Here is an 18,839-nt window from a genome sequence, read left to right on the forward strand (position 1 = left end):
TTAAGGGAATGGAGTCAGAAAAAAATAGTCTTGTAGAAAACAATATAGGTTTGGCGGCTCATATTGCTCATAAATATTATATGACTTTGACTCCAAAAAGTTATTTTGTTTTCGATGATATTTTTCAAGAGGCGTGTATTGGATTGCTGAAGGCGAGTCGCACATTCAAAGAGGATAAAGGTAAGTTCTCCACCTATGCCGGAAAGTGTATTGCGAATGAGATTTTGCAGTATATCCGAAAGCAGAAAAGGAAATTAATTTGGTATCACTTAGAGAACGAGGTTCCCACTAGCACGGAAGATGATTCTTTGACATTCCAGGAATTAGTGACGAGCAAACGTGATGATGTAGAAGGGCAAGTAATGGCAACCTTCCTTAGTGAGTGTATGGAAAATCAGACGAAACAATTCAAAAGGAAGAGTCCAAGAGTAGAGGAACGTGAGCAGAAAATATTTAAGCTCATGTTAAAAGGGTATCGACAATCGGAAATTAAGGATATGGTCCATTTGAGTCAGCGAGTCACGGCTCAACATTACGAGATTATCCGAAGGCGAGTCAGATATGCGTGGTTACATTAATTTTAACATTAACTTTAATGCTAAAATAAACATTAAGGAGGCGGTATGAATGGTGAAAATTGCTTTGTCAGCAGGTCATGGGCCCGATACTCCCGGTAAACGCAGTCCGGATGGATTCCGAGAGTTCCAATTCAACTATCCAACAGCCGAGTTTGTGGTCGATTATTTGAACGAGTATGAGAATGTCAGTATTTTACGAGTGTACGAGAAAACCAGGGATGTGCCATTAGCTGAGAGGACAACAAAGGCGAATAATTGGAAAGCAGATATTTATATCTCCATCCATTATAATGCTGCCGGACCTGGTGGGTGGTATGATGCGGCTCATGGAATTGAAACGATTGTTTATAGCAAATCGAGCTCCAATACCGGGTTTAAGGTGGCAAGTCAGATTCAACCCAAATTGATTGCGGCAACCGGACTGAGAGATCGCGGAGTAAAAGCAATGCCTGGTTTATGGGAAATGAGAAAAACGAATATGGGAGCAGCATTGGCTGAGTGTGGATTTATGACCAACCGAAATGAGAAGGCGCTCATGATGAAAACAAGCTACCAACAGAAATGTGCGAGAGCGATTGTGGATGGAATTGTGGCTCGTTATGGATTGAAAAGAAAATCCGGAACGGCTCCAAAGCCATCACCAACGCCAAGCAAACCCAGCACAGGGAAATTGTTCCGGGTTCAGGTTGGAGCATTTGGTAGTTCTGCCAATGCCAATCGTTTCCTGGCGAAAGTAAAGGCGAGTGGTTATAAAGATGCCTGGATAAAAACATCAAACGGACTCCACCGTATCCAGGTAGGTGCATTTAGTAAACATGAAAATGCTCAGAATTTGGTCAATGAATTGAAGAAGAAGGGATATAACGATGCCTGGATAACGAATTAAAGGAGGTTAATTTCATGGATTTAGATATTCTGAAAACCTTTATAAAACCGGAGTCCTATATCATGATTCCGGTCCTTTATCTTATCGGCTTATTTTTGCGACAGACTCCGAACATTCCAATTTGGACTCATGCCTGGATTAAAGTGTTGATCGGTGTCACCTCTTGTATGATTTATTACGGTCCAACCATTCAAGCCTTTGTCCAGGGGATATTGGTTGCCGGAGCTGCCGTGCTTATTAAAGACCTTATTCATAAAACTATTGACCAAACACAGACCAAAAAAGAAGATAACAAATTATAATGGAGGGATTTTGAATGGAAATTATTCCGGTGGATGTTGAATCGAATGAAACTGAAAAAGATGTAAGGCTTATTCCTTTTACCGTTCAATCGTTTGAGGAAAAGGTGGACTTTATTCCACCAGGCGTTGAAATGATAGATGCTCCGGATTCCTGGGAATTAGGTTGGAGAGGTGACGGTGTAGTGATTGCCGTGCTCGATACCGGAGTGGAGAAAGAACATCCGGATTTGAGAGATAGAATTATAGATGGTCGAAACTTTACTCATGACGGTGAGGCTGATGATTACCAGGACTTCAACGGACACGGCACCCATGTAGCCGGAACGATTGCGGCTAGTTCCAATGGGGATGGAATCACAGGAGTAGCTCCAAATGCGAAACTATTAATCTTGAAAGTGTTGGATGCCCAGGGAACCGGGTATTATTCCTGGATTACCGAGGCGGTGAAATATGCGACAAAGTGGACAGGACCCAATGGAGAAAAAGTGAGAATTATCTCTATGTCATTAGGCGGTCCGGCAAAGGTGAATGAATTAAGGGATGCCATTATTGAGGCAACAAAAAATAATATTGCTGTTGTGTGTGCTGCCGGAAATGAAGGTGATGACGATGACACGAGTTTCGAGTATTCGTACCCTAGTGGCTATAATGAAGTGATTTCAGTTTCTGCGGCAACGCCCGATCTAAAAATAGCTCCATTCTCGAACAATAATGAGGAAGTGGATATAATTGCTCCTGGCGTGGATGTTCTTTCAACATGGCCCGGAAAAACGTATGCAAGGATTTCCGGAACATCAATGGCAACGCCTCATATTGCCGGAGCATTAGCGTTACTCCTTCAATTTGCTGAAAGTGAAGAAGGATTTAATAGAAAAATGACGGAGGCAGAAATGTACGCTTTGTTAGTCGAGCGTACCGTGGCATTAGGATACAAGAAAAGTTCAGAAGGGCATGGATTTGTCCGATTGACATTTATGAACCGTGTGAGAGATTTACTCAGTTATGTAGAACAAAATTTCTAGTATAGCAGAAAGGGTGTGCCATTTTTGGTGCACCTTTTTTTATTGGCACGACAAATAGCCGAAAGGAGCTACCTTTCAGCTAAAATTCTTCTTTAATACTCGTCAGCAACCTTTTGCAAACAGGCGAGAATTATCTCCGGAGATTTGTCGGTGTTGCTATGTAGGAAGGTGGCCACCTTATAACCCTATAAGCATTATCCATTATTTACACTTTTCAAAATTTTATACACAATAGTAGAAATGTATCTTTAGAGTACACTCGAAGGATACATTTTCAAATTCAATAAAAATCTATTGCCAGGGTGTACCATAGACAAGTATCATAATTAGGTGAAGATTTTTATTGAAAAGGGGCATTTTGCAAAATGAAAAAAGGATATGCTAGGGTTTCATCCCAGGACCAAAATTTAGCAAGACAAATCAGACAACTGAAAAATGAGAATTGCGAAATAATATACCAGGAGAAAGTGAGTGGAGCGACTACCAACAGACCTGAGCTCCAAAAAATGTTAGAGGAATTACAAAAGGGAGATACTGTCATCGTTTCCGACTTGACCAGGATAAGCCGGAGCACAAAAGATTTGTTTGAGCTTGTAGATCAGTTTAAGGAAAAAGGAGCGAATCTGAAATCTATTAAAGATACCTGGCTCGATTTGTCAGACGAAAATCCATATTCACAATTCATCTTTACAGTTATGAGTGGTTTATCTCAATTAGAAAGGGAGCTCACTTTAATTAGGCAGCGTGAGGGTATTGCTGAGGCGAAGTTAAAAGGGAAGTACCGTGGAAAGCCAACAAAATATACAGAAAATAATAAGTCCATCCAATATGCGTTGAAATTGTATGCTGAGGGAGATATGACCGTTAATGAAATCTCGGACATTACGAAAATAGGTAGAGCTACCATTTATCGAAAGGTGAAGGAATTTGGAGTGTCCAGGTGACAAAACTCAACAGGAAATACATAACATGTTTCGATTGTCAATATCTCTATGTAAACTTGTTCGAGTTTTGAGAAAATAACCTTTTACTATACGACACTTTTACTCTATAATGAAGTTACACCAAATAAAAAAAATCCGGTTTGTGGAAGGACCGAATTTTTTTTGAAGGTGAATTATTAGGGGAAAGTCATTTGGAAGGTTTCCCACGAACAACACACCAGGAATATTTGATTTGTATTCTTATTATACCCTTTTTGCGTAGAGTTATGCAATAGGATAATAATGTTACATATTAAATAAGTTTTGTTCGTGAGAGCCTTCTGAGTGGATTTCCATTTAGGAGGCTTTTTATTGTGGAAAAAAATAAGAATAAAAAATTAAAGGTTGCCGTTATCCGTGAAGAATTAGTTGAGCTGACAGGGGATGCAATCTCGGCTTTAGTTTTGAACCAGGCAGTATTGGCTCATAGCTCAACTGAAAAGATGGATGAAGGAACCGAGGAAATGATCAACAACCTTATTAGTATGGGGCAAGTTGATATGGCTAATCAGATAAAGGAAACTTCTTTAAGGGATGGTTGGTTTTACAAATCTCCTAATTCTTTTTTTAAGGAGATTATGATTTCTAGCCGTTCTACCGTAAAAAGAAGATTAGAAGATTTAGTGGAAAAAGGTTGGCTCATTAAAGGTGGGCAATTTTTTAAGGAAATTAAAAACAAAAAAGGTGAAGTAATAGAACATTCCTGGTGGAAAGTAAATATTCCAAAACTGAGAAAAGATTTATTTTTGCTAGGTTATGCGTTACACGGTTATTCAATTTGGTCACCGGAAGAAGAAAATCAACAATCTGTGGATAACTTAGAGGACCCTGTCCACCATGAACAGGGGGGTGTCCACCATGAACAGGGGGGTGTTCACAGTGAACATGGGCCTGTCCATGATGAACACCAACATAGATTACTTAACATAGATAACTACAAAGATAACCTCATAGATTTAAAAGATGTTGTTAATCAAGAAAAGCAATTTACAAAAAATTTAATTGATATTTGTAATTCTTTTTATAAAGATTATGCTCCTGGTAGATGGAGTAAAAAACAATGGGTAACAATTGTACAAGCATATGTTGATGAATTTATAAGAGATAAGCGATATAAACAAGTAAAGGAAGAAAATTTTAATAACTATATAAAATCGTCTTTTGATAATATTGCTAGAAAACATGATATAAAGTACGGAAAAGCAGAGCCTAGATTTAAGCCTGGATATGAATTTCAGAACGCACCAAAAGATGATGATTATGACGATTTACCATTTTAGGAGGAATATATAATGATAAGTACAAAAGCGAAAAAATTATATGTAGATTGCAAGAATACGGACCCGGAAATTAGCATATTAATGCCATTTCATGTAGAGAAATTTCAAGGTAGAAACTTTCACCATGCTATGATTATTGGTCAATTGATTAATAAGTATGCCCTGGGACAATTTGAGGAAGATGAATGGATTGAGTTCAGCCGTGAAAATTTCTATATTCAGAAATCGGATAAAGAAGGATGGACTAACTTGAAATCAAACGTTTACCGTTTAGAGAAAAAAGGGTTTGTTGAAACAAAGTTTGAGAATGGAGTCAATTTTATTCGTTTGACTAATAACAATGACGAGATTTTCAATGCTGAAGTTTATAAGAGATAAAAATAATGCCGGGTTCATTCCCGGCTTATCATAGATAATTCTAGTTCCAAAGGGAGTGAGCAGCTACATGGATATAGAGCTAACAGATGAAACATGGGATGAAATGAGAGAAAGAATGAACCGGGAAATTGAAAAAAGTGCGTTTAATAACCTAAGACTGGCCCAGGACCCGGAAGAATTAAGAGATTTGATTTTTGATTGGGAGATAGAAAATGAAAAAGATCGGACTCTAAAACTTTTAATAATAGGTTTAATGAATGACCTAAAATTTTTGAAAGAATTATTAGAGGAAGAATTAGGACCGAAAAAATCCCACGAATTATTGGCGAAAATGGAGTTAAAAAAACATGGAGCTAAAAACTTTCGGAGAAAGACTGAGAGAATTAAGAAAAGCTAAGAATCTTAAAATGAAGGATGTTTGTGATTCAATAGGATTGGGTGCTCCAACGACACTAAGCAATTATGAAAGAAACGAAAGGGAGCCGAACCTGGAAACTTTGGAAAAATTGGCTGAGTTTTATGATGTGTCAATTGATTATTTAGTGAGAGGAACTAAAGAAGAAATTTATTTTAAAGAAATTATTAGAATGTTGCAGTATATCCAAAAGAATCGCAAATAGGAGTGGAGGAATTTGCTTTCATCTGTTGAAATTGAAAAAGTATTTTACCAGGATGTAAGAGAAAAGAAACGAGCCGGAAATGGGGCATTTCATAAGACCGGAAAAGGCGTTAAGCACGGTATGTCCGGTATTAAATTTCCATACGACTATTTATCAGCAAAGGAAAAACGTAAATTGAATGGGGCGGTTATTGTGAGCAATTTATACACTTCTATGATGGAGTTATCAGAATTAGAGCGTTATGACCAGGAGAGGCAAAAAGAAATCGTGGAGAAATGGAGGGAGATCCACAAGGCAAAGGAAATCATTGAGGCATTGGGCGTTGACCGTAACCAATATTATGAGCTCCTTTATAACCTGGGAGTATTAGAAAGACCGGAATCTGCCAAGCCGAAAAAGAACCCAGGTCTGCGAAAAGACAAACGGACTGCGAAGGCTGAGGACATACTAACTTATAAAGAATTGAAGTCTAACCCAACTGAGAAACAATTAGAAATATTAGATGACTATAACGAGAAATATAATCTTCATTCTGTTGCGGAAATATGGAACCTGGATGTGAAAACATTGTACGGTTTACGGTATAGTCTGCGAAAGAAGTTGGGAAAACCAAACATTTATACAACAAGTGTTGAGCCAAAAGTTGAAAAGCAGAAACAGGAAGTGTTGAACATAGAAATAGAGCCGAAAACGAAAAAAATTAATCCGGTATTTTTAGAGCCGGAGCCGGAAATAGGTGGTTCTGATACAGAACCAGGGGTGGTTCCGAACGAGAACCAGGAGGCTGTCGAGGAAAAAGACGAGCTCACAGGCATGAATCGAGCCGAGATAGAAGAATTGAAACAATTGGTATTTGCTCAGTCCAGGGCAATCCAGGAAATAGTGGATGCTCAGAAGGCTGCTGCCGTTTCGGAAGTTGCTCCGAGCGTTGTGAATGAGGTTCCGAGCGAGGTTCCGAAAGTGGTTCCGAAAAAGTCAGAAATGTCATTTAACTATGAGGATGAATCAGAAGGCTTTGTTCTCCATCAATCATTAGAGCGTTTTATCTCCATTCTGAAAAAAAATCCTGACAAGTTTAGGGTCGAGGTAAAAATTACGAGAATCGAGGATTGATAGCATGGAAAAAGAGTGGATGGACCTGGTTGAATTAGCCATGAAGTCAAACGTGTCGAAAGATGATTTTAGAAAGTTTTTGGAAACGAAAAGGCAAGAGTTAAATAAATAGTGTATAATCTCTCTATGAAGAAACTCTAAAGAAAGGGTGGATAGCATGGAGAGAATGTTGCGTGTAGGAAGAACAGTCATTGAAGTATTTGTGGGTAGAAATCTCCATCTGTATGATCGTGACCAGGAAGGAACGATGACTTTAACGAATGCGATTGATGCCAATTATCTTGAAAATGTCATTGGTTGGATTGGTGAAGTACCTTTCGATAGGGTGTTTTTGTATCATACAGATGGATATATTACGCAATGGTCTGCTGAAAAAGGGTTCCAACATGTGAAATCGAGTAACCCGGAATTGTACTATCGTTTTGTGGAACGATGCGAGGAACGTAAAAAGCAATATCAATTCGTTCATTAGGAGGCAACTATGTATTACTTAATAGATTGGGAGCGTACCATTGGCTCCGGTATGGTTCATTATTGGAAAGCCAACCGACACGGCTATACCAGGAATATAGCTGAGGCTGGGCGATTTGACGAGCCTGTGGCTCAACGAATTTGTGATGAAGATTTTGACAACCGGACCGTGATGGTTAGCGAGAAAGTGGTTGAAAAAATTCTGAAAGAGTAGGGGCATTGACACATGAGTGCAAAAGTTATCGCTTTAAGCACGAACAAGGGCGGTGTATTAAAAACATCCGTAACGGCTCATTTAGCACCGATTTGGGCAAAGCAAGGCAAGAAGGTTCTCATTATTGATATGGATGGACAAGGCAATTCTGCAATGTCATTCGGTAAAATTCCGAAGAAAATTGAGGACACAATGTATGATGTTTTGATTGATGGCATGGCTGCGGAAGTGGCGATTATGAACGTGTACGAGAATATTGATTTGTTACCATCCAACAAGAAAATGCGGTTTTTTGAAAATGACTTAAAAGGTCCAAATAAACTGCTGAGGTTAAAGAATGCGGTGAACCATCTACGAAAAGAGTATGATGTTATCCTGGTAGACAGTCCTCCAACACTCGGAACGACACAAGGGAACATCCTGGCATTTGTGGACCAGGTGATTATTCCATTCCAACCGGAGCCATTTTCTCAGCTTTCATTGGTGGAAATTGTTGAGGGCATTGAGGACATTCAAGAGAATTTGAATAAGGAGCTCCGAATATTGGGCATACTAGCGACATTGGTAGACAGTCGAGCAGGACTGCATAGCGAAACCATCCAGGAGGCAAGAGCCTATTGCGACAAAAAAGGTTGGTATATGTTTGAAACGGTTATTCCCAGGTCCATCCGTTTTGCTACCGAGCTCAAACGGAACGGACTTCCGGCAACGATCTCGCTGCCGAAACATCCGATGGTACAACATTATTTTGAATTAGCAAAGGAGATTGAAGAACGATGGTAGATAAAAAGAGCAGTTTTATGAATTTTGAGGATTTAGAGGATAAAGAAGTTAATTCTAATATTAATCCTACGGTTAAGTTTAATGTTGAGGACCCATTGGAAAAGCTCCAGGAGGAAAACCCGGCTAAGGAGCTCACAACCGTTATGAAGGGAATCTATTTTGATAATGAGGTTTGGGATGTAATCGAGGAACAATCAAAACGATTGGGCCGTGGAGGAAAATCCAAATTGGTGAATGACATTGTGAAAACCTATTTTCAGAAAAAGGGTTTGCTATAATTCTACAAAACTAGCACGAATGCCTTGCAACGGCTCACCCTGGGTCGGCATCTTATAAAGCCGTTGCATTGTATGTATGCTATATGATATTTCGCAATTACCGACAATAGAACCTGGGGGAAAAAATAATGGCTGAAAAATATAGTAGGACCGATGAACATAATCTGCCGGACTTTAAAAGTCATGACGAGGCAAGAAGGTTCTTAAAGGAAAAGCATGGTCGTGCCCTTCAATTGGTTGGCAAAGAGGAAATTGACGGTGAAATGATTTATTTCTATGACTTGATACTCAACCGAGAAGTGTATGTAAAAGGCATGAATGAGCTAATCATGAAAGGACATTCGAGCGGTTTGGAATTTCTTATGAGCTCACAACGCATTGAAATATGGGAAGATGGCAGAATACACATGATTCACTAAGACCTGGCGACAGCTGGGTCTTTTTCCATTTTTTCGGGTGTTGCACAGGGCGATTCTAAGCGAATTAAATATGTTTTCTCATACCTACATCCATCTAAATGCAAAATAAGGTTGAGTGAACAAAAGAAAACCAGGCATAAGCCTGGTCGAAGGGAGGGGAATTAATTCAAACTTATTTATACTATAGCATTAACATTAATATTAATATTAGGGTTAAAATTACCAATAAAAATAATGTTAAAACTATGTACGCCAAGTGTTCTGTCTTATAGAATGAAAGTATCAAATAACACATTCAGCAACATTAGGAGGAATTGGAAATGAACGAATTAACGAGAGAACAGAAAATCGAAAGAATTTTAGAAGTGGCTCTTAACCAGGTAAAAAAGATGGTTGAAGATGGAGAACCAATCGAAAGAATTACACGTTTTAACCAATCTCAATTAGAGTTAATCGCATTAATCAAATAAGACACCACAGGAGGGTACACAACATGATTTTAACAATCGAATATCATATTTCACCGAAGAACAAAAAGCGGAGCCTGGTGCTAGATACCGAGCTTTCAAATTTCTTAGTAGAGAATGCGATTAATGAATATGAAATCATCAAAGCAGAGAGCATGAGTCAGGCGAAAAGACGATTTTTAGAGGCAATTATTTAGGGCGAAACCGGGGCAACCCGGTCATAGAAGGAGTGACTACCTTCTATCTGATGATGCCAGGTCGTTATCAGAATTTCATTTTGGAGGATGAATTGTAATGGCTAAGAAAAAGTTTGACATTTATGAAACGGTAACTAATAGAATCATAGAAAAGTTGGAGCAAGGTGTTGTTCCGTGGGTTAAGGGATGGAAAAACGGTGGAGCCGTATCCTGGAAAACACAGAAAAGTTATAGAGGGATTAATACGATGCTTTTAGACGAAGGGGAATGGGCAACATTTAAGCAAATCTCCGAAGCTGGGGGCAAAGTAAAAAAAGGTGAAAAATCTTCAATGTGCGTGTTTTGGAAACTGCTAGAGAAAGAGGATGACAATGGCGAGAAAGAAAATATTCCGTTGCTCCGTTTTTATAATGTGTTCGAGATCAATCGCCAGGTAGAAGGATTGCAGAGCAAGAGAGAAACAGAAACCTTTGAGCATGACCCAATCGAAAAATGTGAGGAAGTCGTGAAAGGATATATGGATTCTCCGGACATTACTTATGAGCGTAAGGGTGCCTGGTATAAGCCGGGATTAGATATAGTGAATGTTCCACCAATGAATGACTTTACAAAGGTGGAAGAATTTTATGGAACTTTGTACCATGAATTGATTCACAGCACTGGTCACAAGAGCCGTTTGAATAGAGAGGGCGTGACCGGAACCATCAAATTTGGCTCACAAACGTACTCGAAAGAGGAATTAATAGCGGAAATCGGTTCTTCATTCCTTTGTAATTATAGCGGTATTGATAACGTGACGATTGATAATAGTGCCTCATATATTCAGTCCTGGTTGCGTGTTCTGAAAGAGGATAAGACATTTGTAGTGAGTGCGGCCCAACGTGCACAAAAAGCAGCAGACATGGTGCTTGGAGTGAAGTGGAGTGATTAAAATGCGAGTGATAATAGCGAAGGATGTTGAGATAAAAGTGAACGGCATTGGAGCCGTCACGGTAGATATAGTGAGGAATGAGTCCGGCAACATTGAGTTTGTCGGACTGCCATCGGTCTATTATGAAATGTTGAATGAAGAAATATGGTTTACGAAAGCGGAGGATTAACGAATGAGAGAGCCGAACCAGGGGATTATGATGAATTGTGTCATTTGTGGTAAGCATTTTTGGTGTGATGACGGAGATCCATTTTGTAGCGGTGATTGTTATGATTATGACCAGGAGTGCCGGAGAGATTTTGACCATCCTGGATATGGGGAAGAAGAATGAATGGAGGGAGCACTCGAATGAGTGTTCCTTTTTTTGTGGATTTCAATGTTGTATAAATTGTTAAGGTTATTTACAATGAATGGAATGGACAATATACGACCAGGAGGTCTTACATTCTATGAATCTTGTAAATGTTGTAAAACGTGAGCGTGACAAAAAGGACCTGGAAAAAATACTGAAAGAATATGCTCCTGTTTTGCTGACTAGGCAAGGTGCAGAACAGATGGAAAAACTCATTAAGTTAGGCGCTATCACGAAGCAAGAGAAAATCTTTTTTGATATAAAGGTACAAACTAAAATCATCTGTTTGATGATTGAGAATGAACTGAGAGAACAAGGATATTATGATTGTTGTACATCCGTAGGTTTCATAGATAAATCGGTTAAAAACCCAGGAGTTTATGGAGAGTACGTTCATATATCGGCACCGAATATACCGGAAGAATATATTCAAGCATTAGATGGGTATATGATTGTACCGTTTGTTGACCCACTTGGCAGATCAATCTCAATGAACAAAGTGAGTGAATCCTATGATGTGGAATCATTGCAAATAAATGATGAATGCCGTGAGATTTTACTGAAATCCAATGTCCAAACGATTATTAGTTACCCATTGCATGTTGAAGGCGAGGTTATGGGTGTACTTGGCTTATTTGCAACCGAGAATTTGAAGGAGGATAAGTTTGTTAAGGATTTTGTTCAAGAACGGATTAATGAGTTTGAAAGCCTTTTCGCATCCTTGCAAGAAAAATGGTTAAAGCGGAATGTTCATAGTTGGCATACGATTATAGGTCCAGATGGAACCGTTTACTATGCGGAGGAAGGAGTAAAGGAAGGGTTGGGCTTTTCTCCAACGGAGGTAATCGGAACGAATTGTACGGAATTTGCCAATCAAAGAGATAAGGAACAGTTTCGGAAAAACATACAAACATGTAGTGTCAATAAAAAAGTAAGAAGAATGGCAACTTCAGCATTACACAAAGACAAATCCTGGGTCACACTTGAACTCCTGGTCATTCCGGTAATGAGTGGAAATGAGCTGAGGTACCTAGAGGTCATTGCATCAACCGGAACAGAATTATGCCAGGCGTATGATCAAAAATTGAATGAAGAATATAGAGCAAATTGACGGCTGCCGAAAATCGAGCAACCGTTTTTTTTATTTTGCAGAGTAATCTTCATTATTATCATTCTTCATTTTAGGTACACGTTCACGCATAACAAGCTCGAATAGGTCTTTGATGGGTTTTATGTCATCGTTAGATAAAGGGATACCATTCCAATTTAGCTTTGAAACGCTTGTAAGGTATTCATCGACATTGCGAGTGAGCTCTTTCGGTTCCGGGTCATCGGTTACACCAATAAGGTAATCTGTGCTTGTATGGAGTACATCAGCGATACGAGCCAGGACTTCAATCGGTGGGAATCGTTCCTGGGTTTCGTATCCGGCATAAGTAGAACGAGCGACTCCAATGCGTTCGGAAACATACTGCATATTATATCCGTATTTTGAACGGACTTCTTTTAAACGCTGCCCAAACTGTTTTCTCGTATATGAAGTGTCTTTCATAAGTTTCGTTCACCAACCTTATATAATTAAATGGTTTGATATATGCGACAAATTTCTACAATAAACACATGTTACCATAGAACTAGAGTTTTTTTAAATAAATATGTTGAGTAATTCAAATTATTATTACTGTGTATTCCTATTTTAAGTAATTTATAAACATTTGTATATAGAGTTTTGTACGACAAATGCAACAAACATCTAGTATTTCTCTAAAAAAAAAGGGCGAATTGAGGTTTTCTTTTCTTTACATTGTTGCAAAACTCAACTATAATAAAGATATACCAAATGTTGCAAAAAGCAAACAAAGAGGGGGTCAAGATGAAAAGAGAATGGCTTATTCGTGACCGTCAACTTTTGGGATTAACGCAAAATGAAGTTGCGAAGAAGGTTGGAATATCGAGGTCTTATTACAATCAAATAGAAACCGGAGAAAGAAATCCATCCGGTCATGTTGCTTTGAGAATTGCGACATTCTTTGAGTTCGACATGAGTAAATTTTTTTCTGTCGAATGTTGCGAAACTCAACATTTTAAGGAGGTGACTTAATATGTTGATTCGACCAAAGGAATGGAATAAACTGACAGACTTTGAAAAGAGAATGTTGTTGCTGAAAGCAATCCGTTACAACCGAATTAGAAAGGAGCATATTTCATGAGCAGATGGGAAGTAGAGAATCCAATGGTAGTCGATTGGTTATGGCGTGATCGCACTCCAAACGATGATTATTATGCGGATGTATTTGAGGAAGAAGATAACGAAGTGGTTTGTTGTATCTGTAATTCCAGGATGTTGAAGGAAGATGCAAACGATAGTGAAAAATTCGAGGATGTTTATTTATGCGACAGTCGGACTTGTAACGATAAGCATTATGAGGGTTGGTCTGAGAGCATGGAGCTCCAAAAATACTACCGGAAAAAGGAAAAAGCGTTCACGGGCAATGAACACTTAATCCAGGGTTAAAAAAATATTCGTAGACAAATTGTATCACGAATTGGCGTGATTAGACAATAAAAGGAGGACACAATGCAAATCTCTATTGAAAATCTTGAAATGCAAAATTTCAAGGGGCATCGAGAATTGAAACTAGAGCTTAGTGAATTGGTGAAAATATCCGGAAAAAACGGTGAAGGCAAGTCCTCTATTGGAGAGGCCGTCACCTGGAACCTATATGGCGCGGATATATTAGGGAACACATTGGACCCAACACCATTATATGAGCATGAGGGCGAGATTAGTACCACGGTTTTCTTGAAAGTGGATGATAAGCTGCTGAAATTGAAAAGAGCCATTGAAGGCGGTAAAAATACATTCTATATAAATGACATTCCGAAAAAAGCGACTGAATATAAAGAGTTGATTGAGAGCTTGTTTGAAAAGGAATTATTTCTGTCCATCTTCAATCCGAGTTATTTTTCAAGTCAGCATTGGAAAGAGCAACGAGCTCAGTTATTGAAATACATTGACGAGCCTTTGAATAAAGAAGTATTAGCAAATATGACCAACGTGACCAGGGTTTCATTAGAGGAACCGTTGAAAAAACATAGCTTGAATGAATTGGATAAGCTCCATAAGGACCGTTTCCGAAAACGAGATAAAGAGATTGAGAGAGCCGGAGCCAGGGTTGCCACATTGAGAGAGCAATATGAGAAATCATTGGGTTCCGATGGTGTAGACCTGAAAGAAGTCCAGGAGAAAATGTTGGCTTGTGAGATTGAATTGGAGAAAGCTCAGAAAATCAATGAGGGCATTGCCCACCAGGAAAAGAAATTGTTGGAGCTGAATGCCCAGGAAAAAATGGTTCGTGAACAGATTTTGAAGAAGAAAAAACAGATTGATAGCATGAACGAGCAACCCATCCAGGAGCATTGCGAGTCATGTGGACAGGCATTGGATTATAACGCCAGGGAAACATTGACTCAAACCCATCTGAAAAAGGTGGAGAAGGCAAAGCATGAAGGAAAAGAATTGGTCACAACCTTACAACAGATATTGGAAGGCAAAAAGCAATTAGGAGAGCTAGAGCAACGAGTGGATGTGTCCGAGCTCATGAATGAGATAGCCAAATATCGTCATATTCTTATGGATAGTCAGCGTATCAATGGACTAGCCGATGAAGTGAAAAAGGCTGAGGAAGATTATGAGGTTATCCGTGGTGAGAGAGGCGAGTCACAATCCATCTGTGATGCGATTAAGGAATTTGTCGATGTGAAGGCATCGTTAATGGTGAATAAAGTGAATGAGTTGTTTGATACGTTGACCGTGAAACTGTTTGATAAACAGAAGAATGATTCGGTGAAACAGACTTTCGAGATCGAGTTGGATGGAAAGCCGTATCAGAAGTTGAGCACAGCCGAGAAAATTAGAGCCGGAATTGAAGTCATTCACGTTCTGCAGCAACAGTCCGGTGTAGAAGGTCCAACTTTCATCGACAATGCGGAGAGTATTATTGATTTGAAAGTGGCACCAGGTCAAGCGATTATATCAACCGTTAAAAATAATAAGCTCAAAATTGAGGGAGGAAAACTAGCATGAGTGAAGTAGCAACAGTTCAGCAAGAGCAGGAAAAACAGGAGAAAATCAAGGCGATTTATAACGATAAATTGGTTGGTAATTTTACGAGAAAAGAATTGGATACCCTACGCAGCACGATTGCGAAGGGTACCAACAATGAGGAATTTGGGTTGTTTGTCCAAACGTGTGTGAATACCGGACTCAATCCATTCTTGAATCATATTCATTGCATGGTGTACGAAGGCAGAAACGGCAGACAGTTATCCATCCAAATATCATCTGAGGGTGTTTTGTACCTGGCAAGAAAGGCGAAAGGGTTCAAGGGCGTGGATGCTCAGATGGTGCATGAGAATGATGACTTTCAAATTGACCTGGCAAGCCGGAAAATCGTGAAACATATTGTCGGGTTTCCGAGAGGTCGAATTATTGGCGGTTACTGCATTGCCCGGCATGAAGATTTTGAGGACAAGATATTGCTTATGGATGTTCAAGAAGTAGAGCATATGAAAAAAGGCAGAAATGCGAATATGTGGAATACCTGGTTTGCGGATATGTTCAAAAAGCATATGTTGAAACGTGTCTGCAAGGAACAGTTCGGCATTGATTTGACGGAGGATGAAGTCCAGGCGAGTCCGGTTCAGACCATTGAGTCCTATGAGGAAGGTCCAAAAATCATCCAAATTGACGAGCATGAAACGGCATCCGAGGAAGATAAGATGAAAGAATTGTGGAGTGAAATCGAGAGCAACGTGCCGGATGATGTGATTTTTAACTGCATGAAAAAATACTTCAAAGGCAAAACGGAGCAAGATTTGAAATTGAGTGAAGTGGCAGCGTTGAAAAAATTCTGTGTATTAGAAATGGACAAAATGAATAAACAACAAGAAACGGCTGAAAGCGAGTTTATTGAAAACCCGGAATTTATTCCAGGCAATAAAGAACGTGATGAAATAAGCGAGTTCAACGGTTTCTTTGATTAATGCCTTTGGACCTGGTTATACCGGGTCCTTTTTTCATATCGAAGGAGGGAGTGGCATGGTAAGGAAATTGAAAAATATGAGAGTGATTGTCTTGTGTCCGGACTGTATGGCTCCTACTCAGATACCCAGGGAAATCGAGCAAAACATTCATCAAGTGGTGAATTATGAGTGTTGGGAATGCAAGGGCGTGGTTCCTATTACAAATGATTTGAGAAATTATATCTATGCGACTAGGGAGTGATGGAATGAGTGGAGCATCGTTCGAGGAAATGTTGAAAAAGTCATGTGAATATTACCAATATATAGGGGTGGCCTTAATCCATAAAATACCGACTCCGTGGAGCGTAAGTTATGATAAACAGAGCCGGAGAGTCATCCGTGCCCATCCGGAGGAAAAGAGCTCCGTAGATTTTGAAGGGGTTTGGCATGGTAGATCAGTAGCGTTTGAGGCGAAATCGACCAGGGAACGAAAGCGGTTTGACTTGAAAAATATTCAACAACATCAACTCGATTATTTGATGATGCACCAGGACCAGGGCGGTTTGTCCTTTTTCCTTATCGAGTTTGCCAAAATAGGAGAGGTTTATCTTGTTTGGTATGACCAGGTTCAAGAGTGGTGGGATAACATGGAGAATGGCGGTAGGAAGTCCATTCCGTATTCCTGGATACAAATACATTGCTGCATTGTCGTACCTGGCAGAGCTCCATTGGATTTTGTGAGAGTGCTAGAAAGGGAGAAGGTTAATGGAATTTCTCGAACGGAGGCGGTTGAATGAGTAAAGAAAATAACGAGGCAAAACGGCTGCAACGGAAAATTGAAAAGCATTTGAAGAATTATCATCAGTACAAGATTGGTATAAAAAATCTGCGGTTGCAATTAGATAGCATTATGCCGAATATCACCGTGGCGTATGAGGTGCGTGACGGTAGTGTGGGAACCTTTATTATTAATTCTTCAACAGAAAAATATGCCATTGACCGGATAGAGTCCAAACGAGCATTGGATTTGAATGAGAAGATGGAGCAATATCAACTGATTGTCGATTGCATTGATTCTGCCTTATTAGGATTAGATGAGGAAGAACGTAAATTTGTGGAGAGCCGTTATTTTAGCAATTTCTCAGCCAAGAAAATGGCAGTCATGCTAGGGTATGGCGAGAGCACGATCTTTCATAAGCGGTTGAGTATCCTGGAAAAACTGCAACATAGTTTAAGGGGCATTGCCGACCTTTAGAGTTTTGTTGGAGAATATTTAGAGTTTTTTGTTAATTTGCGGTGTTATTATGATAGTACCCAATATTCTTTTTTTGTACTCATGTATCAATGCCCCGATATGTGAGAGCCGTGTTCTTCCTGGAAACACGGCTTTATGCGAATGTGGTGTAATGGTAACACGCCAGGTTTCCAACCTGGAAATGTCGGTTCAATTCCAACCGTTCGCTCCATTGTACTTTGACAATTGAATATAGGGTCTGTCCTTTAAGTGCTGTCTTTTTTCTAAGGAGCAATTAATTACTCACATCAGTTAATTGTAGTATGGAAAATCGGATGATGTACAAGGACACCAACACCATCACAGGGAGCCTTCAATTTATTGGAGGTTCTTTTTATTGGGCAAAAAAAATAAGCCGTTCTAGGCTCATTTAGGACCAACCCAGCTTGGAGTTGCCGGGCATACAAGCAGTTGACTAGACTGCCGGGGTCTGAAATCCATTATATCAGAAGTGAGAATAAGATTGTACTGGTTATTATTACCGTTAATATTAATGTTAATATTAACGTTAAAATGTGTACGACAATAGAGTTATGTTGTAGAATGAATGTATAAGTTAATTAAATATTCTAACAACGAGAAAGGAACATACAACATGAAATTTAAAGATTATGATAAGTTCGTAAAAAGTCAAGTAGTGGAAGGTTACTCAAACGGTTTCAAGTTTGATGATTTTAAGAAAGGCGAAACGGTTTATGTATTTTATAGTGATCGCCCTTCAATGGAGCCAAAATTGGTTGAAGCCAAAATTATTCAAGTCATCAAAGCAAAAAATGCAGATGGTAAAGATACTATTCGTCAAATCATAGTAGATTTAGGTGCTCTAACAATGCAAATTTCAGGGCATCAGCAAATCAAACACCATTTATTCAAGAAAGAACAAATGGAGCTTACATTGGACCTACAGGAAGTTATAGAGGAAGCACCGGAAGCACCGGAAGTCGTTGAACATTCCGAAAATGTTGAAACTATCATCATAGAAAAAGCCATGACCGTAAAGAACAAAAATGTTAAAAAGTTTTTAGATGAAGGTTGGTTATTTAAGGGTAGTGAGTGGAGCAGAGAACGCAATATGTACCTGGCAACCTTAGAAAGAATTGTGAGTTAACATTAAAATTAGCATTAATTTTATGGTTATAATTACTAATAAAATTAATGCTAAAACTATGTACGACAAGGGTTCCGTATTATAGAATGAATGTATAAGTTAATTAAATATTCAAAAAACGAAGGAAACTAATTCAAT

30 protein-coding genes and 1 tRNA gene are annotated in these 18,839 nt (G+C 39.1%); 30 read left to right on the top strand and 1 reads right to left on the bottom strand.

Going from position 1 to position 18,839, the window contains the following annotated elements:
• The first annotated feature begins 8 nt into the window (after positions 1-8).
• From V7124_RS19530 to V7124_RS19635, 22 genes are all read left to right on the top strand, one after another.
• Positions 9-578 (top strand): sigma-70 family RNA polymerase sigma factor, encoded by a 570-nt coding sequence (locus tag V7124_RS19530; protein ID WP_335492446.1) that lies wholly within the window; start codon positions 9-11, stop codon positions 576-578.
• 49 nt (positions 579-627) lie between these two features.
• Positions 628-1,464, top strand: coding sequence for an N-acetylmuramoyl-L-alanine amidase (locus V7124_RS19535; RefSeq protein ID WP_335492450.1), 837 nt, complete (start codon positions 628-630; stop codon positions 1,462-1,464).
• A gap of 14 nt (positions 1,465-1,478) precedes the next feature.
• Positions 1,479-1,766, top strand: coding sequence for a phage holin family protein (locus V7124_RS19540; RefSeq protein WP_335492455.1), 288 nt, complete (start codon positions 1,479-1,481; stop codon positions 1,764-1,766).
• A 14-nt stretch (positions 1,767-1,780) separates the two neighbouring features.
• Positions 1,781-2,788 (top strand): S8 family peptidase, encoded by a 1,008-nt coding sequence (locus V7124_RS19545; RefSeq protein ID WP_335492458.1) that lies wholly within the window; start codon positions 1,781-1,783, stop codon positions 2,786-2,788.
• 365 nt (positions 2,789-3,153) lie between these two features.
• A complete protein-coding gene (locus tag V7124_RS19550; protein ID WP_335492460.1) occupies positions 3,154-3,732 on the top strand; it encodes a recombinase family protein in 579 nt (192 codons plus the stop codon).
• 353 nt (positions 3,733-4,085) lie between these two features.
• Positions 4,086-5,051: a hypothetical protein gene (locus V7124_RS19555; RefSeq protein ID WP_335492462.1), complete on the top strand. Its 966-nt coding sequence runs from the start codon at positions 4,086-4,088 to the stop codon at positions 5,049-5,051.
• A gap of 12 nt (positions 5,052-5,063) precedes the next feature.
• The gene (locus tag V7124_RS19560) at positions 5,064-5,429 is read left to right on the top strand and encodes a hypothetical protein (RefSeq protein ID WP_335492464.1); all 366 of its coding nucleotides are present in this window, start codon (positions 5,064-5,066) and stop codon (positions 5,427-5,429) included.
• A gap of 67 nt (positions 5,430-5,496) precedes the next feature.
• On the top strand, positions 5,497-5,826 hold the full coding sequence (locus V7124_RS19565; protein ID WP_335492466.1) for a hypothetical protein: 330 nt from the start codon (positions 5,497-5,499) through the stop codon (positions 5,824-5,826).
• The gene (locus V7124_RS19570; RefSeq protein WP_335492470.1) at positions 5,777-6,049 is read left to right on the top strand and encodes a helix-turn-helix domain-containing protein; all 273 of its coding nucleotides are present in this window, start codon (positions 5,777-5,779) and stop codon (positions 6,047-6,049) included. Before V7124_RS19565 ends, V7124_RS19570 begins: the two co-directional genes overlap by 50 nt.
• A gap of 12 nt (positions 6,050-6,061) precedes the next feature.
• Positions 6,062-7,162, top strand: a complete 1,101-nt coding sequence (locus V7124_RS19575) for a hypothetical protein (protein ID WP_335492474.1) — start codon at positions 6,062-6,064, stop codon at positions 7,160-7,162.
• 4 nt (positions 7,163-7,166) lie between these two features.
• A complete protein-coding gene (gene sinI / locus V7124_RS19580) occupies positions 7,167-7,274 on the top strand; it encodes a DNA-binding anti-repressor SinI (protein WP_335492478.1) in 108 nt (35 codons plus the stop codon).
• Positions 7,275-7,319: 45 nt separating this feature from the next.
• Complete coding sequence (locus tag V7124_RS19585; RefSeq protein ID WP_335492482.1) at positions 7,320-7,634, top strand: hypothetical protein; 315 nt, start codon at positions 7,320-7,322, stop codon at positions 7,632-7,634.
• A gap of 9 nt (positions 7,635-7,643) precedes the next feature.
• Positions 7,644-7,847, top strand: coding sequence for a hypothetical protein (locus tag V7124_RS19590; protein WP_335492486.1), 204 nt, complete (start codon positions 7,644-7,646; stop codon positions 7,845-7,847).
• 12 nt (positions 7,848-7,859) lie between these two features.
• Complete coding sequence (locus V7124_RS19595; protein ID WP_335492490.1) at positions 7,860-8,630, top strand: ParA family protein; 771 nt, start codon at positions 7,860-7,862, stop codon at positions 8,628-8,630.
• Complete coding sequence (locus tag V7124_RS19600; protein WP_335492494.1) at positions 8,624-8,908, top strand: hypothetical protein; 285 nt, start codon at positions 8,624-8,626, stop codon at positions 8,906-8,908. Before V7124_RS19595 ends, V7124_RS19600 begins: the two co-directional genes overlap by 7 nt.
• Positions 8,909-9,036: 128 nt before the next feature.
• Positions 9,037-9,327, top strand: a complete 291-nt coding sequence (locus tag V7124_RS19605) for a hypothetical protein (protein WP_335492498.1) — start codon at positions 9,037-9,039, stop codon at positions 9,325-9,327.
• A gap of 320 nt (positions 9,328-9,647) precedes the next feature.
• A complete protein-coding gene (locus V7124_RS19610; protein ID WP_335492501.1) occupies positions 9,648-9,797 on the top strand; it encodes a hypothetical protein in 150 nt (49 codons plus the stop codon).
• 23 nt (positions 9,798-9,820) lie between these two features.
• Positions 9,821-9,991 carry a hypothetical protein gene (locus V7124_RS19615; protein ID WP_335492505.1) on the top strand — a complete coding sequence of 57 codons (171 nt, stop codon included), beginning with the start codon at positions 9,821-9,823 and terminating at the stop codon, positions 9,989-9,991.
• A gap of 97 nt (positions 9,992-10,088) precedes the next feature.
• Positions 10,089-10,922 (top strand): ArdC family protein, encoded by an 834-nt coding sequence (locus tag V7124_RS19620; protein ID WP_335492508.1) that lies wholly within the window; start codon positions 10,089-10,091, stop codon positions 10,920-10,922.
• 1 nt (position 10,923) lies between these two features.
• Positions 10,924-11,091, top strand: coding sequence for a hypothetical protein (locus V7124_RS19625; RefSeq protein ID WP_335492512.1), 168 nt, complete (start codon positions 10,924-10,926; stop codon positions 11,089-11,091).
• Positions 11,092-11,094: 3 nt separating this feature from the next.
• Positions 11,095-11,253: a hypothetical protein gene (locus V7124_RS19630; RefSeq protein WP_335492516.1), complete on the top strand. Its 159-nt coding sequence runs from the start codon at positions 11,095-11,097 to the stop codon at positions 11,251-11,253.
• A 118-nt stretch (positions 11,254-11,371) separates the two neighbouring features.
• Positions 11,372-12,385 (top strand): PAS domain-containing protein, encoded by a 1,014-nt coding sequence (locus V7124_RS19635; protein WP_335492519.1) that lies wholly within the window; start codon positions 11,372-11,374, stop codon positions 12,383-12,385.
• Between the two features lie 30 nt (positions 12,386-12,415).
• On the opposite strand, the gene V7124_RS19640 is transcribed toward V7124_RS19635, so the two are convergent.
• Positions 12,416-12,826, bottom strand: coding sequence for a helix-turn-helix domain-containing protein (locus V7124_RS19640; RefSeq protein WP_335492522.1), 411 nt, complete (start codon positions 12,824-12,826; stop codon positions 12,416-12,418).
• Positions 12,827-13,147: 321 nt separating this feature from the next.
• On the opposite strand from V7124_RS19640, the gene V7124_RS19645 reads away from it, so the two are divergent.
• The 8 genes from V7124_RS19645 to V7124_RS19680 all read left to right on the top strand — a co-directional run bounded on the left by V7124_RS19645 (position 13,148) and on the right by V7124_RS19680 (position 18,701).
• Positions 13,148-13,375, top strand: coding sequence for a helix-turn-helix transcriptional regulator (locus tag V7124_RS19645; RefSeq protein ID WP_335492524.1), 228 nt, complete (start codon positions 13,148-13,150; stop codon positions 13,373-13,375).
• Between the two features lie 105 nt (positions 13,376-13,480).
• Positions 13,481-13,789, top strand: coding sequence for a hypothetical protein (locus V7124_RS19650; RefSeq protein WP_335492527.1), 309 nt, complete (start codon positions 13,481-13,483; stop codon positions 13,787-13,789).
• Between the two features lie 63 nt (positions 13,790-13,852).
• On the top strand, positions 13,853-15,361 hold the full coding sequence (locus tag V7124_RS19655) for an AAA family ATPase (RefSeq protein ID WP_335492529.1): 1,509 nt from the start codon (positions 13,853-13,855) through the stop codon (positions 15,359-15,361).
• Complete coding sequence (locus tag V7124_RS19660) at positions 15,358-16,320, top strand: RecT family recombinase (RefSeq protein ID WP_335492532.1); 963 nt, start codon at positions 15,358-15,360, stop codon at positions 16,318-16,320. Before V7124_RS19655 ends, V7124_RS19660 begins: the two co-directional genes overlap by 4 nt.
• A gap of 245 nt (positions 16,321-16,565) precedes the next feature.
• Complete coding sequence (locus tag V7124_RS19665; RefSeq protein WP_335492534.1) at positions 16,566-17,096, top strand: Holliday junction resolvase RecU; 531 nt, start codon at positions 16,566-16,568, stop codon at positions 17,094-17,096.
• On the top strand, positions 17,093-17,554 hold the full coding sequence (locus V7124_RS19670) for a sigma-70 family RNA polymerase sigma factor (protein WP_335492536.1): 462 nt from the start codon (positions 17,093-17,095) through the stop codon (positions 17,552-17,554). Before V7124_RS19665 ends, V7124_RS19670 begins: the two co-directional genes overlap by 4 nt.
• Positions 17,555-17,691: 137 nt before the next feature.
• A tRNA-Gly gene (locus tag V7124_RS19675) sits at positions 17,692-17,765 on the top strand.
• Between the two features lie 423 nt (positions 17,766-18,188).
• Positions 18,189-18,701 (top strand): hypothetical protein, encoded by a 513-nt coding sequence (locus tag V7124_RS19680; RefSeq protein ID WP_335492538.1) that lies wholly within the window; start codon positions 18,189-18,191, stop codon positions 18,699-18,701.
• Positions 18,702-18,839 lie beyond the last annotated feature (138 nt).

This window comes from Neobacillus niacini, from assembly GCF_036961885.1.
GTDB classification, from domain to species: Bacteria; Bacillota; Bacilli; order Bacillales; family Cytobacillaceae; genus Neobacillus; species Neobacillus niacini_H.

Excerpts from the sequence above, each read along its gene's own strand:
- V7124_RS19605 (WP_335492498.1), top strand. The coding sequence starts at position 9,037 with ATGGCTGAAAAATATAGTAGGACCGATGAACATAATCTGCCGGACTTT.
- V7124_RS19570 (WP_335492470.1), top strand. The coding sequence starts at position 5,777 with ATGGAGCTAAAAACTTTCGGAGAAAGACTGAGAGAATTAAGAAAAGCT.
- V7124_RS19650 (WP_335492527.1), top strand. The coding sequence starts at position 13,481 with ATGAGCAGATGGGAAGTAGAGAATCCAATGGTAGTCGATTGGTTATGG.
- V7124_RS19565 (WP_335492466.1), top strand. The coding sequence starts at position 5,497 with ATGGATATAGAGCTAACAGATGAAACATGGGATGAAATGAGAGAAAGA.
- V7124_RS19595 (WP_335492490.1), top strand. The coding sequence starts at position 7,860 with ATGAGTGCAAAAGTTATCGCTTTAAGCACGAACAAGGGCGGTGTATTA.
- V7124_RS19535 (WP_335492450.1), top strand. The coding sequence starts at position 628 with ATGGTGAAAATTGCTTTGTCAGCAGGTCATGGGCCCGATACTCCCGGT.
- V7124_RS19560 (WP_335492464.1), top strand. The coding sequence starts at position 5,064 with ATGATAAGTACAAAAGCGAAAAAATTATATGTAGATTGCAAGAATACG.
- V7124_RS19550 (WP_335492460.1), top strand. The coding sequence starts at position 3,154 with ATGAAAAAAGGATATGCTAGGGTTTCATCCCAGGACCAAAATTTAGCA.
- V7124_RS19640 (WP_335492522.1), bottom strand. The coding sequence starts at position 12,826 with ATGAAAGACACTTCATATACGAGAAAACAGTTTGGGCAGCGTTTAAAA.
- V7124_RS19540 (WP_335492455.1), top strand. The coding sequence starts at position 1,479 with ATGGATTTAGATATTCTGAAAACCTTTATAAAACCGGAGTCCTATATC.
- V7124_RS19635 (WP_335492519.1), top strand. The coding sequence starts at position 11,372 with ATGAATCTTGTAAATGTTGTAAAACGTGAGCGTGACAAAAAGGACCTG.
- V7124_RS19670 (WP_335492536.1), top strand. The coding sequence starts at position 17,093 with ATGAGTAAAGAAAATAACGAGGCAAAACGGCTGCAACGGAAAATTGAA.
- V7124_RS19680 (WP_335492538.1), top strand. The coding sequence starts at position 18,189 with ATGAAATTTAAAGATTATGATAAGTTCGTAAAAAGTCAAGTAGTGGAA.
- V7124_RS19630 (WP_335492516.1), top strand. The coding sequence starts at position 11,095 with ATGAGAGAGCCGAACCAGGGGATTATGATGAATTGTGTCATTTGTGGT.
- V7124_RS19600 (WP_335492494.1), top strand. The coding sequence starts at position 8,624 with ATGGTAGATAAAAAGAGCAGTTTTATGAATTTTGAGGATTTAGAGGAT.
- V7124_RS19585 (WP_335492482.1), top strand. The coding sequence starts at position 7,320 with ATGGAGAGAATGTTGCGTGTAGGAAGAACAGTCATTGAAGTATTTGTG.
- V7124_RS19620 (WP_335492508.1), top strand. The coding sequence starts at position 10,089 with ATGGCTAAGAAAAAGTTTGACATTTATGAAACGGTAACTAATAGAATC.
- sinI (WP_335492478.1), top strand. The coding sequence starts at position 7,167 with ATGGAAAAAGAGTGGATGGACCTGGTTGAATTAGCCATGAAGTCAAAC.
- V7124_RS19665 (WP_335492534.1), top strand. The coding sequence starts at position 16,566 with ATGAGTGGAGCATCGTTCGAGGAAATGTTGAAAAAGTCATGTGAATAT.
- V7124_RS19625 (WP_335492512.1), top strand. The coding sequence starts at position 10,924 with ATGCGAGTGATAATAGCGAAGGATGTTGAGATAAAAGTGAACGGCATT.
- V7124_RS19660 (WP_335492532.1), top strand. The coding sequence starts at position 15,358 with ATGAGTGAAGTAGCAACAGTTCAGCAAGAGCAGGAAAAACAGGAGAAA.
- V7124_RS19615 (WP_335492505.1), top strand. The coding sequence starts at position 9,821 with ATGATTTTAACAATCGAATATCATATTTCACCGAAGAACAAAAAGCGG.
- V7124_RS19645 (WP_335492524.1), top strand. The coding sequence starts at position 13,148 with ATGAAAAGAGAATGGCTTATTCGTGACCGTCAACTTTTGGGATTAACG.
- V7124_RS19545 (WP_335492458.1), top strand. The coding sequence starts at position 1,781 with ATGGAAATTATTCCGGTGGATGTTGAATCGAATGAAACTGAAAAAGAT.
- V7124_RS19530 (WP_335492446.1), top strand. The coding sequence starts at position 9 with ATGGAGTCAGAAAAAAATAGTCTTGTAGAAAACAATATAGGTTTGGCG.
- V7124_RS19590 (WP_335492486.1), top strand. The coding sequence starts at position 7,644 with ATGTATTACTTAATAGATTGGGAGCGTACCATTGGCTCCGGTATGGTT.
- V7124_RS19655 (WP_335492529.1), top strand. The coding sequence starts at position 13,853 with ATGCAAATCTCTATTGAAAATCTTGAAATGCAAAATTTCAAGGGGCAT.
- V7124_RS19610 (WP_335492501.1), top strand. The coding sequence starts at position 9,648 with ATGAACGAATTAACGAGAGAACAGAAAATCGAAAGAATTTTAGAAGTG.